This window comes from Haloactinopolyspora sp. (assembly GCF_027324685.1).
GTDB lineage: Bacteria > Actinomycetota > Actinomycetes > Jiangellales > Jiangellaceae > Haloactinopolyspora.
In genome coordinates, this window is sequence record NZ_DAHVSH010000091.1 from 1 (window position 1) to 11,150 (window position 11,150).

The 11,150-nt window shown below is 68.6% G+C and carries 12 protein-coding genes and 2 tRNA genes; 7 read left to right on the forward strand and 7 right to left on the reverse strand.

Annotation, left to right across the window (positions count from 1 at the left end; translation table 11 throughout):
- Positions 1-162: 162 nt before the first annotated feature.
- Positions 163-792 (forward strand): NAD(P)H-binding protein, encoded by a 630-nt coding sequence (locus M6444_RS09955; protein WP_298326323.1) that lies wholly within the window; start codon positions 163-165, stop codon positions 790-792.
- Positions 793-869: 77 nt separating this feature from the next.
- Here the strand turns inward: M6444_RS09955 and M6444_RS09960 are convergent.
- The 3 genes from M6444_RS09960 to M6444_RS09970 all read right to left on the reverse strand — a co-directional run bounded on the left by M6444_RS09960 (position 870) and on the right by M6444_RS09970 (position 2,014).
- Positions 870-945 (reverse strand) — tRNA-His (locus tag M6444_RS09960).
- Between the two features lie 67 nt (positions 946-1,012).
- Entirely contained in the window at positions 1,013-1,636 is a 624-nt protein-coding gene (gene orn / locus M6444_RS09965) for an oligoribonuclease (protein WP_363326310.1), read from the reverse strand.
- A 39-nt stretch (positions 1,637-1,675) separates the two neighbouring features.
- The gene (locus M6444_RS09970; protein WP_298326330.1) at positions 1,676-2,014 is read right to left on the reverse strand and encodes a hypothetical protein; all 339 of its coding nucleotides are present in this window, start codon (positions 2,012-2,014) and stop codon (positions 1,676-1,678) included.
- 166 nt (positions 2,015-2,180) lie between these two features.
- Between M6444_RS09970 and M6444_RS09975 the strand changes: the two genes are divergently transcribed.
- The 3 genes from M6444_RS09975 to M6444_RS09985 are packed head-to-tail and all read left to right on the forward strand — an operon-like array spanning position 2,181 to position 5,336.
- Positions 2,181-3,074, forward strand: a complete 894-nt coding sequence (locus tag M6444_RS09975) for a phosphatidylinositol-specific phospholipase C/glycerophosphodiester phosphodiesterase family protein (protein ID WP_298326332.1) — start codon at positions 2,181-2,183, stop codon at positions 3,072-3,074.
- Between the two features lie 60 nt (positions 3,075-3,134).
- Complete coding sequence (locus M6444_RS09980) at positions 3,135-4,268, forward strand: serine hydrolase domain-containing protein (RefSeq protein ID WP_298326334.1); 1,134 nt, start codon at positions 3,135-3,137, stop codon at positions 4,266-4,268.
- Between the two features lie 51 nt (positions 4,269-4,319).
- On the forward strand, positions 4,320-5,336 hold the full coding sequence (locus M6444_RS09985) for a hypothetical protein (protein ID WP_298326336.1): 1,017 nt from the start codon (positions 4,320-4,322) through the stop codon (positions 5,334-5,336).
- Here the strand turns inward: M6444_RS09985 and M6444_RS09990 are convergent.
- Positions 5,309-5,746, reverse strand: coding sequence for an NUDIX hydrolase (locus tag M6444_RS09990; RefSeq protein WP_363326309.1), 438 nt, complete (start codon positions 5,744-5,746; stop codon positions 5,309-5,311). The two genes, M6444_RS09985 and M6444_RS09990, sit on opposite strands and share 28 nt — an antisense overlap.
- A 97-nt stretch (positions 5,747-5,843) precedes the next feature.
- Between M6444_RS09990 and M6444_RS22970 the strand changes: the two genes are divergently transcribed.
- Positions 5,844-6,272 carry a histidine phosphatase family protein gene (locus M6444_RS22970; protein WP_363326311.1) on the forward strand — a complete coding sequence of 143 codons (429 nt, stop codon included), beginning with the start codon at positions 5,844-5,846 and terminating at the stop codon, positions 6,270-6,272.
- Positions 6,273-6,286: 14 nt separating this feature from the next.
- On the opposite strand, the gene M6444_RS09995 is transcribed toward M6444_RS22970, so the two are convergent.
- From M6444_RS09995 to M6444_RS10005, 3 genes are all read right to left on the reverse strand, one after another.
- Positions 6,287-6,363, reverse strand: a tRNA-Arg gene (locus M6444_RS09995).
- Positions 6,364-6,385: 22 nt separating this feature from the next.
- Positions 6,386-6,925, reverse strand: coding sequence for a YbaK/EbsC family protein (locus M6444_RS10000; protein ID WP_363326312.1), 540 nt, complete (start codon positions 6,923-6,925; stop codon positions 6,386-6,388).
- A 145-nt stretch (positions 6,926-7,070) separates the two neighbouring features.
- Entirely contained in the window at positions 7,071-7,616 is a 546-nt protein-coding gene (locus tag M6444_RS10005; RefSeq protein WP_298326345.1) for a YbhB/YbcL family Raf kinase inhibitor-like protein, read from the reverse strand.
- Between the two features lie 161 nt (positions 7,617-7,777).
- On the opposite strand from M6444_RS10005, the gene M6444_RS10010 reads away from it, so the two are divergent.
- Together M6444_RS10010 and M6444_RS10015 are read left to right on the forward strand one after the other, a co-directional pair.
- Positions 7,778-9,430, forward strand: coding sequence for a GTPase (locus M6444_RS10010; protein ID WP_298326349.1), 1,653 nt, complete (start codon positions 7,778-7,780; stop codon positions 9,428-9,430).
- Positions 9,427-11,007, forward strand: a complete 1,581-nt coding sequence (locus M6444_RS10015; RefSeq protein ID WP_298326352.1) for a GTP-binding protein — start codon at positions 9,427-9,429, stop codon at positions 11,005-11,007. Before M6444_RS10010 ends, M6444_RS10015 begins: the two co-directional genes overlap by 4 nt.
- Positions 11,008-11,150: the final 143 nt, after the last annotated feature.

Here is an 11,150-nt window from a genome sequence, read left to right on the forward strand (position 1 = left end):
ATTCGTGCTCTTCCTCGGCGCGAGCCTCGGCCCGCTCACGGCAACGCTGCAGGTGGACTTCCCGATCCTGCTCGGCGGCCTCGCGGCGCTCATGGCGGTCGCCGTCGCCGGCCTCACCGGATTCGCCCGGCTGACCCGCACATCCACGATGGAGGTCTCCGCATGACGCGCATCCTTCTCCTCGCCGCTCTGCCCGACACCGTCGAGGTCACCGCCGCGCTCCGCGCTCCAGCCGACGGCAACCGCCTCGCCGGCACCGCGGCATCACTCCTCCCGCAGGTGGTGGACATCGCCGACGGCGTCAGCCTTCGACGAGCCATGGACGGTGTGGATGTCGTGGTGAACGCGATCCGGCTCCGCGAGGACATCGACTCGACCGCACTCGTCTGCCTGCACGACCGTCTCGTCACCGCGAGCATCGCGACGAACGGCGATGATCCCCCGCGGATGGTGACCGTCGGCGGGGCTGGGGCCCTCCGCCTGCCTGGGGGAGCGCGGTTCTGGGAGCATCCCACTTTCCCGTCCCCGACCCTGCCGCGCGGACGCGCGCATGCAGCATTGCGCGATCACCTCGAATCGGGTCGTGCGGGCGAGGCGTGGGCGTATCTGATCCCGCCCCCGGCGTACCAGCCGCACGGCCCGGCACGGGGGCACTGGCAGGCGACGGCGCCATCGACCGACGAGTCCGTGTTCACGACGCACGCCATCAGCTACGCCGACTTCGGCCGTGCGGTCGCCGCTGTCGCGCTCGGTGATCAGACTGGCACACGACTGATCGCCTGGCCGCGCTGAAGCCAAAAAGACGGCGAGGTTCGAACCGCGACCAGAGTGGCTCCTCCGGTGTGAGGTTCGGAACCTCGCCTCCACCATGGGGTGACTGACGGGACTTGAACCCGCGACTTCCTGGACCACAACCAGGTGCTCTACCAACTGAGCTACAGCCACCATGTCGCGTCCGCAACGGACACGGCCGCCCTAGTATACGGTGCCCGTGCCCGTGGACGAGAACGGGTCAGCCGGACGTCTCATCGCTCGGACTGGACGAGGACGCCGCGGCGTTCGTGACCGACACCGCGGCTGCCCGTGACTCGTTGGTGTCGGGTCCCGGCTGGGGCACGAACACCGTCTCGCGGTAGTAACGCAGCTCGTTGATGGAGTCCTTGATGTCGCCGAGCGCCCGGTGATTTCCGGTCTTCTCCGGGCTGGCGAAGTACACCCGCGGGTACCAGCGGCGCACCAGTTCCTTGATCGACGAGACGTCGATGTTGCGATAGTGCAGGTAGCTCTCCACCTCGGGCAGGTCGCGCGCGAGGAAGAGGCGATCCATGTGCACGGTGTTGCCGGCCAGCTGGGCCTTGGAGGCTTCGGGCACGTGAGCCTTGATGTACTCCATGATCCGTGCGCTGGCCTCTTCGAGGGTGATGCCGTCCTCCAGCACGTCGAGCAACCGGCTCGCGGTGTGCATCTCGCGCACGACGTCGCTCATGTTCTTCAAGGCGAGGTCGGGCGGACGGATGACCACGTCGACGCCGTCACCGAGGACGTTGAGCTCGCCGTCGGTCACGAGCACAGCGACCTCGATCAGGGCATCGTGCTCGAGGTCGAGCCCGGTCATCTCGCAGTCGATCCACACCATTCGATCGTTACCCACGTCGACCACCCTAAGGGCAATGACCTAAGCGCGCCCGCCGCGGCGTCTTGCCCGGCCGGCTTTGCGCTGGGTCCCGGTGCGGCCGGAGAACATCGCGAGGGCCGCGAGGGCGACGACCGCGCCGACCACGACGACCGCGGCGTGCCACCACGGCCGGCCATTGACCGTCAGGACGATCACAGCGACGACGACGGCGAGCGAGACGTACACGGCGACCTCGCGCACCGACGGGACTGCGGGAACCGGGGCGAGATCGTCGTCGTTGGTGGCCGTGCGGTCGGTGGCAGCTCGGCGTCCGGTGGTCGAGCGTCCGGTGGTCGAGCGTCCGGCAGCGCGCCTGCCGGCGTGACGGCGTTTCGCCACCCGATCTCCTTGCGGCGGTCTCGACACGACGGGAAGTGGGGACGAGGGTAGTCCGCCACCGCATCGTCGTACGGGGGCATCCTGGTCCGCCACGATCATCGGGCATTCGCGCCGCTGCTGGCGGGAGGATCGCCGATGATCATGGATTGACGTACGTTCGATCTGTATGCGTGTTCTTCCTCGCGCCGGCCCGCTCATCCGCCGCACCGTCGCCGCGCCGTTGGCCGGGGCTGTGGTGGCCACCGCCGCATCGACGGCCAGCGCGGTGGACGGCGATGCGCCGGACCCGCTCGAACAAGCGCACACGCACAATGACCACGAACGCAATCGCGCGCTGTTCGACACGTTGGACCACGGCTTCGGCAGCGTGGAAGCCGACGTCTGGCTGGTCGACGGTGAGCTATTGGTGGCGCACGACGCCGACGAGCTCGAACCCGATCGCACGCTGGAGTCGCTCTACCTCGATCCGTTGCACGACATCGTGCGCGGCAACGACGGAGCCGTGTATCCGGAGTGGGGCGGCTCGCTGCGGCTGGTCATCGACATCAAGAGTCCTGCCGGTGCGACCTACGCCGAAGTGCACCGCATGCTGCGCCGCTACCGCGACATGTTGACCACGTACGTCGGTGATCAGGTCGCACCAGGGGCGGTCACCGTCGTGATCAGCGGTGAGCGCCCGCTGGAGACGATGCTGGCGCAACCCGTCCGCTACGCGGGTTACGACGGCCGGTTCAGCGATCTCGACCGTCGGCTCCCGGCCGGTTTCATGCCGATGGTCAGCGAGAATTGGAACAAGCACTTCACCTGGCAGGGCGTCGGGCCGATGCCGGAGGCCGAACGAGCGAAGCTGTCGGCCATGGTCGAGCAGGCCCATGCCGCCGGTACACGGGTGCGGTTCTACGCCACACCGGATCTCCCGGCGCCGGCTCGGCAGGTGCTGTGGCGCGAGCTGTTGGCGGCCGGCGTCGACTACCTCAACACTGACGACATCACTGGACTGCAGCAGTTCTTGACGTCGGGGCCGACGACGTCGTTGGCCCCGGACGCCGGCTTTCACTGAGCGGTGTCATCTGGACGGCGGCCACTGTCCGGTCATCGTCGTACATCTAGCCTTGGTCGCGTGATCTCCGCACTCCAGCGTCTCCTCGACCGTCATGTCGACCAGGGCACGATCCCCGGCGCCGTCGCATCACTCGGGCACGAGTTGAAGCCGGTCGGCGTCGGGTCGGCCGAGCCCGGCGGCCCACCGATTCGCACCGACGCCATCTTCCGGATCCAGTCGATGACCAAACCGATCACTGCCGTCGCTGCGCTTCGCCTCGTCGAACAGGGTGCTATCGCGCTGGATGAGCCGATCGAACGGTGGATGCCCGAACTCGCCGACCGGCGCGTGCTCACACATCCCACCGCGTCCCTCAGCGACACCGTCGCCGCGGTTCGTCCGATCACGCTGCGCCACCTGCTGACGAACCAGTCCGGCTACGGTGTCATCGCGACCGAGTCGCCCCTTCAGGCGGCGCTGCATGACGCCGGGCTCGCCCCGTCCAACGAACCCGCCGACCGCGGAGCCGACGCCTGGCTGGCCGCCGTGTCGAAGCTGCCGCTCGCGCACCAGCCAGGCGAGGGCTGGCGCTATCACCTCTCGTACCAGCTTCTGGGCATCCTGCTCGGTCGCATCACCGAAGCCACCACCGCGGAGGTCCTGCGGCGCGAGATCTTCGACGTCGTCGGCATGCCCGACACCGGCTTCCGGGTGCCCGATTCCGAGTCGCATCGCCTCGTGCCCGCTTTTCGCCGAACGCCGGACGGGCTTCAGTTGGTCGAAGCGGCAGGCTCCGGATTCCACACCGGACCTGCCCCGTTCGACGAGAGCCATGCCGAACTCGTCTCGACCCTGGCCGACTATCACGCCTTCGCGCGTGCCCTCGTCGACGGCAAGTTGCTCTCCGCGCAGACGTTGGCACAGCTCACGACAGATCAGGTCGATGCGTCGGCGAAGACGCCCGACAGCTTCTACCCCGGATTTTGGGACGGCACCGGCTGGAGCTACGGCGTCCAGATCACGACCGAAGGCCCCTACCAGGGGCGCATCGGCTGGTCCGGCGGGTTCGGCACCGACTTCTTCATCGATCCCGACGGGACGATCAGCATTCTCATGATCAATGTCGAGATGGACGAACAGATCATGATGCTGCTGGATGAGCTCCAACACATCCGAAACGGGATGCCGCTGCCCACTCATCCAGGGGATTAGCTCCCCCACGCGGGTGAGGGGCGCGGCGGGGCACGCCCTTAGCTTCGGAGCATGAGCACGCCACTGGATACAACGGCCCGGACCTCGGGCGACGTCATCGCGCATCCGTCCGCAACGCCGCGACCCCGTGGCCGCGCCCGGCTGATCATCGGATACCTCGCCGTGGCGGCGGTCCAGCCCTATCTGATCCTCAAGCTGACGTGGATCGCCGGGTCGACCAACGGCATCACCGAGACGTCCCCGTTGGACGCCTCGGTGGTGCGAGGCGGAAACATCGTGACTGCGGTCATGGAACTGACCGCGATCGCGATCCTCCTGGCGTTCACCCACCAGTGGGGTCTGCGGGTACCGGCGTGGCTGGTTCTCGTTCCGGCGTGGATCGGGACGGGGCTGTTGGCGCCGTTCGTCATCACGGGTCCGGTGATCGCGGCCTCGGTGGTCTCAGACCTGGCGCCGGTTGGTGACGACTCGCTCGCTCCGTGGGTGGGGCCGCTGGTGTATCTCAGCTTCGGCGCCCAAGCAGTCGGCATCGCCTCGTGCTTCGTGCTGTATGCCAAGGAGCGCTGGCCGTATGTGTTCAGCGGGCACCTCTCGGATCGCCTGATTGGACCGTCCCGGACCGCGCTCGTGCCGATCGCCTGGGGCACGGCGGCTCTGCTCGTGGTCGTGTCCGTGGCTCGCCTGCCGTGGAGTCTGGGCGCGGCATGGGGCCTGCCGAGTTCGGGCGAGAGCCGTGGTGTGGCGGAGCAACTCACCGATGGGGCATCGGCTGTGTTCGCTGTCGCGGCGGCCGTGGGGATCCTCATGCTTGCCGTAGGGCGACCGAGACGGACGCGTATCTGGGTTCCGGTGGCGTTGGCCTGGATCGGAGGTGGCGCCACCCTCGAGGCCGGTGCGTACTCGTTGGTCCTTCTGTTCACCAAGCTCACCGGTGCGGTGGATTCTGTGCCGGCGACCGGGATGGTTCCCTTCGTCGATCTCCTGCAGGTGGTTGCGGGGGTGGCGATCGGCGTCGCTGGCGCGGTCATCCTGGCCGCTGATCATGCTCGGAGCTCGACGCCGTCATGAACGCGGGTGGCGGGCCCGAGTGCCGGGTCGCGGTGGGCGTCGATGAGTCGGACGGCGAAGGCCTCGTCCATGCGGTCCGTGATCTGCTCGGTGGTCAGCCAGGCGAAGTCCTGGGACTCCTCGGTGGTCCGGATCGTGCCGCTGGTGATACGGCAGCTGTAGACCAAGGCGATGACGTCGCGGGTCATGTTCTGGTAGATGCCGGTAAGGCGCTCGGGCTCGACGTTGAGACCGGTCTCTTCGAGTACTTCACGGTGCAGGCATTCGTCGATGGTCTCGCCGTGCTCCAGGACACCGCCGGGCGGTTCCCAGTGCCCGTTGTCGCGCCGTTGGATCGCCAACATGCGCCCGTTGTCGTCCACGATCGCCGCAGCGACGCTGACGGAATGACGTGGAGGGTCGTTCACCAAATCCTCCAGCAGGTTTTCCGCGTGCCGTGTGGGCCGTTTCGTGCCCGACTTGGGGTTTCACCGTGGTGGTAGCGTGCCGAAAGTGTCCCAGTCAGTGGTGGTTCTTTTCCAGCACGGCACCAAGATTCGCGAACCTCTTGACCCAGATCTGACGTCGGAAGGGCGAGCGCAAGCGGACGTTGCCGCCATTGCACTCGCTGCCATGAGGCCGACTCGACTCATTTCGAGTCCGCGACGTCGGACGCTGGCCGCGATGCGGCCGTTGGCGCAGTTGACTGGGCTACCAGTTGTTGTAGACGACCGTGTCGCTGAGCGGATGGAATGGGTAGATGGTGCGTGGGACAACGTGTTGGACATCTCACCACTCTGCTCGTGGTCAACGGCTGGATTCGCACCGTCGTCGGCATCGGAGTTGCGCCGCGTGACTGGCGTGAACCCTAATCGTCTCGGGTGTGAGACGGGCTGTTCTAAGACCGCGCCCAATTACCGACCACGAAGCGTTGGTCGTGGGCCTGGGCGGTGCTGATACCCCGTTTGACCTGGCGCGCCTGGAGGGACTCGAACCCCCGACCAAGAGCTTAGAAGGCTCCTGCTCTATCCGACTGAGCTACAGGCGCAGGTGGGACCATTCTGACCGGATCATTCCTGCGGTACGGGCCGACCGAGTCCGTCGACGATCTCGGCGCCGGGCCAGGTGCTGAGGACGTCGCCGGGAACGGCGAGTTTCGAGCGGCGCAGGCCGCTGCCGACCACCGCGTAGGGTAGCGCGGCGACAGCCGGGTCGACCAAAACCGGCCAGTCAGCGGGCAGGCCGATCGGGGTGATGCCGCCGTACTCCATCCCGGTGGCGGCCACGGCATCGTCCATGGGCAGGAAGGACGCCTTGCGCACGTCGAGGCGCCGCTTGACGACGTTGTTGACGTCGGCACGGGTGGTGGCCAGGACCATGCAGGCCGCGATGCGTACGTCTCCGCCGCGTTTACCTGCGACGACGACGCAGTTGGCGGAGACCTCGGGGGCCACGTCGTAGGCCGCGCAGAACGCCGCGGTGTCGGCGAAGTTGGGGTCGATCTCGGCGACATAGGCGGTGTCGGGCGGCATGCCGTCGAGGGCGGCCTTCACCGGTGTGGCGAGGAGGTCGGGCCGGGTCAGCGCCGGCTCGGTCGGCAGTCGTCCGATCCTCGGGTTGGTCACGTCGTCCATCCTGCCTGATCAGGCTCAGCGGGTCACGGCGCGAGGGCACCACGAGGCGACCTGCGGCACCACCACCCGTGCACGCATGGTGGTCTTGGGAATCACCAAGTGAACATGATCATTCACACCGTCAGTGGGAGAAGACGGGGACGACCATGCCGCGGGCGAGGGTGTGGAAGACGAGGTTGAACGACACGACGGCCGGGCTCGCCTCAGGACCCACGCCGAGGGTCTCCACGTCGACGGCGTGCACAACGAAGAAGTAACGGTGCGGCATGTCGCCCTGCGGGGGAGCCGCGCCGCTGTATCCGACGGCGCCGGTGTCGTTGGCGACGCTGAAGGCCGGCTCCGGAAGCCCGGACCCGTCGGCGGCTCCGGCGCCGCGCAGAAGCGTCGAGGTGGTCGCCGGCAGATCCACGACCACCCAGTGCCAGAAGCCGCTGGGGGTGGGCGCGTCGGGGTCGAAGCAAGTGACCACGTAACTACGGGTTCCGTCAGGCGCCCCGGACCAGGTCAGGTGCGGCGACAGATTGTCGCCGTGCATGCCCCAGTCGTTGAAGACGTGCGCGGCCGGGAGGGTCTCGCCGTCCGCGACGTCGTCACTGCGGACGTCGAAACTCGCCACGGGCGGGAGCAGCGTGTAAGGGTCGGGCGCGGTCGGCCGGTCGAGCGACATCGAACCTCCAACGGACGTGGTCTATTCTGCGTCCGAAACTAGCGGAGGCCGGGCCGGAAAGCAGCGACAGGGGCGTAGCCGCCGGAGATCATGTGAACGATTGGCATCAAAGCGGCCACGACACTTGGCCACAGGCGTTGTCAGCGGGCAAGATTCCCTGGGTGGAGACCGCCCCGCCGAGCATTCGCGATGCTCTTGCCGCCCTGCGTGGGCACCTTGCGGGCGCGCATTTTCCACTGGAATCCGACGACGCCGCACACGCGCGGCGCACCCGCGGTGAAACGCTTGCCCAGCTCGACGACTACGTGGTGCCCCGACTCGAACACCCCGACGCCCCACTGTTGGCGGTCGTCGGCGGCTCGACGGGCGCGGGAAAGTCGACCCTGGTCAACTCTCTCGTAGGCCGCCCGGTCAGCCGGGCCGGCGTCCGGCGACCTACGACCCGTACACCAGTGCTGATTCATCACCCCGGGGACGGCGAATGGTTCACCCAGCCACGGGTGCTGCCTGATCTGGAGCGAGCCGAGGCCGACGACCACAGCGACGGCACGCTACGAGTGGTGGCCGACGACGGCGTGCCGGTCGGCGTCGCCGTACTCGACGCGCCCGACGTCGACTCCGTCGTGACCGGAAACCGCACGCTGGCTACCCAGCTGCTGGCGGCAGCCGACGTGTGGTTGTTCGTCACGACGGCGGCCCGCTATGCCGACGCCACCCCGTGGGAGCTGCTGGCCGAGGCGGCTGATCGCCGCACTGCGGTGGCCGTGGTCCTCGATCGGGTACCTGCTGACGCGGTGAGTGAGATCCGCGGTCACTTGGCCGGCCTGCTCGCCGAGCGTGGCCTGGGCGATGCTCCGTTGCTGGTGGTCGAGGAGGTCGAGCCCGACGAGTCCGGCGTGCTGCCGCCAGGCGCGGTGGAGGCTGTGCGGCTCTGGCTCGATGGGCTCACCACCGATGAAGCCGCTCGAGGTGAGCTGGTGCGGCGGACCCTCGACGGCGCCGTCGACGACGTCCTGCGACGCGCCGACGGGCTGGCCGATGCCGCCGACCGGCAAGGTGAGGTGTTGGCCGAACTGCAATCCGAGGTCGCCGACGCGTACGACGAGGCCGTCAGCCGCATCGGCGAAGCCGTCTCGGACGGGACGTTGCTGCATGGCGACCTGCTGGCCCGATGGAACGATTTTGTCGACACCGGTGATTTCGCTCGATCGCTGGAGTCGCGCGGGGGACGGGTCCGCGACCGCTTGCGGACGTTCCTGCGCGGCCGGCCGCAACGTGCGCTCGACGTCGGGCAGGCCGCGGAGCAAGCGCTGTGCGCGATGCTCGTCGAGCATGCCGACCGCGCCGCGGAACAGACCGATCAGCGTTGGCGGCGTAGCCCAGCGGGGCAGAAACTACTCGGCGACGACGATCTGTCTCGCGTCGCGTCCACCTTCGCCGAGCGGTGCGCCTCGGTGGTCCGCGAGTGGCACGAGGTCGTCGTCGAACTGATACGCACCGAGGACGTCGAAGACCGAGCAGGAGCACGCCGGATCTCCGCCGGCGTCGCCGGTCTCGGGGTGGCGCTCATGGTCGCCGTGTTCGCGCCGCCGCCAGGGCCGCGCCTGCTGGAGCAGATCTTCGGCGAGGAGGTCGTGCGCCGGAACGCGGCGAAGGCACTCGCCGATCTGTCCGGACGGATCGATGCGCTGCTCGCGACGGAGTCGTCGCGGTTCACCGACCGGCTGGGTGGCCTGATGGTCGAGGCCGGGCTCGGCGATACCCTACGGGCGGCCGTGCAGGACGTACGACAGGCCCGGGAGGACGCCGCATGAGCCCATGGCCCCACCGGGACCGGGTGACGTTGCCGGAGCGGCTGAGCGCGTTGGATGAAGTGTTGTCGGCTGGTGCCGAACGGCTACCGGACGACCTCGCCGACCGGGTACGGGCGATGCTCGACCGGTCTGGCGAGCGGCACGACCTGTCGGTCGAACACACCGTGGTCGCCCTGGGCGGCGCCACCGGCAGCGGGAAGTCGTCGCTGTTCAACGTCATCGCGGCGATGGAGATCTCCCATGTCGGGGTGCGCCGGCCGACGACGTCGGACCCGATGGCGTGTGTGTGGGGGACGCAGGGCGTGGTGCCGTTGCTCGACTGGCTCGACGTGCCCTCGCGCCGCCGCGTCGCCCGCGAGAGCGTGCTGGACTCCGGCGCCGCCGACGACCTCGACGGCCTGGTTCTCGTCGATCTCCCCGACCATGACTCCACCGAGCAGGCCCATCGGGCGACCGTCGATCGTCTCGTCGAGTTGGTCGACCTGTTCGTCTGGGTGCTCGATCCACAGAAGTACGCCGACGCCGCGATGCACGAGCGGTACTTGCGGACCTTGTCGTCGCATCAGGCGGTGACGGTGGTCGTGCTCAACCAGATCGACCGGCTCCCGCGTAGCGACGTGGCGGCCTGCCTGGGGGACCTGCGCGACTTGCTGGACGACGACGGACTCGACCAGGTGCCCGTCGTGGCCCTCTCCGCGGCGACCGGCGAAGGCGTCGACACGTTGGTCGACCACATCCGCACCGCGGTCACCAAGCGCCGGTCGGTCGATGAACGGATCGAGGCCGAGGCCCGGATGAATGCCGAGCTCGTCGCCGATTCGCTCGGCGCAGGTGAGCCCGGTGATCCGGACGGGACGCCGCGAACGGCGCTGGTGGGGACCGTCACCGAGGCGCTCGGCGCTGACGTCATCGCCGAGTCGGCTGGTCGCTCGTACCTCGCGCAGGCTCGGCGCGCCACCAGCTGGCCGGTGGCGCGTTGGATCGCTCGCCTGCGCGGTGCCGCGCCGAGCACGTCGACAGGCCCGGAGCTGCCGTCGGTTCCGCGGGCGCGCTCGGACGCAGCGATTCGCCAGTTCGGCGATACCGCAGCGGGGACGCTGGCCGGGCCGTGGCGAGACTCCATCCGCGCCGAGGCGAGCCAGACCGCAGACCTGTTCCCGGGGGCGCTGGAGAGCGCGGTGGACGCCAGCGGCGTCGTGACCGAGCCCCGCCCGGCGTGGTGGCGGGTGATCAACGCCGTGCAGTGGTTGTCGTTGCTCACGGCGCTGGGCGGTGGACTGTGGGCGCTCGCGTCAGCGGGGGAGTCGTCCCTGTCGTTCGACGTTCCCGATCCGCGGCTCGGCGGGTTGGCCGTGGCGTGGCTGATGGCGATGGGCGGCGTGGCCGTGGGCGTGATCCTGGGGCTCGTCGGTCTGGTGGCGGCCAGGCGCGGCGCGCGGGAGCGCACCGCCGAGGTCGAGCAGGTGTTGTCCGAGCTGGTGGAGCGTACCGTCGACGAGGTGGTCGTCCGGCCGGTCGCGGCCGAGGTTTCGCGGTATCGGACCTTCCGGCGCGCACTCGATCGCGCCCGTTCGTAGTTGGGATTTCCACAGGCCGCCGTCGCCCGGATGGTTGTCCACATTCTTGCTGCGGCGCCTTTCGCCCCTGAACTCCGCGCGCCAATGTCGTGAGCGTCAAGCTCACACATTCGAGCGCGGGAGGCGCCATATGAGCGACGCGA

Bases quoted from the DNA above. Each gene is read 5' to 3' on its own strand.
- M6444_RS09975 (WP_298326332.1), top strand. From the start codon at position 2,181: ATGCGTGTTCTTCCTCGCGCCGGCCCGCTCATCCGCCGCACCGTCGCC.
- M6444_RS10005 (WP_298326345.1), bottom strand. From the start codon at position 7,616: ATGTCGCTCGACCGGCCGACCGCGCCCGACCCTTACACGCTGCTCCCG.
- M6444_RS09955 (WP_298326323.1), top strand. From the start codon at position 163: ATGACGCGCATCCTTCTCCTCGCCGCTCTGCCCGACACCGTCGAGGTC.
- M6444_RS10015 (WP_298326352.1), top strand. From the start codon at position 9,427: ATGAGCCCATGGCCCCACCGGGACCGGGTGACGTTGCCGGAGCGGCTG.
- orn (WP_363326310.1), bottom strand. From the start codon at position 1,636: ATGGTGTGGATCGACTGCGAGATGACCGGGCTCGACCTCGAGCACGAT.
- M6444_RS09985 (WP_298326336.1), top strand. From the start codon at position 4,320: ATGAGCACGCCACTGGATACAACGGCCCGGACCTCGGGCGACGTCATC.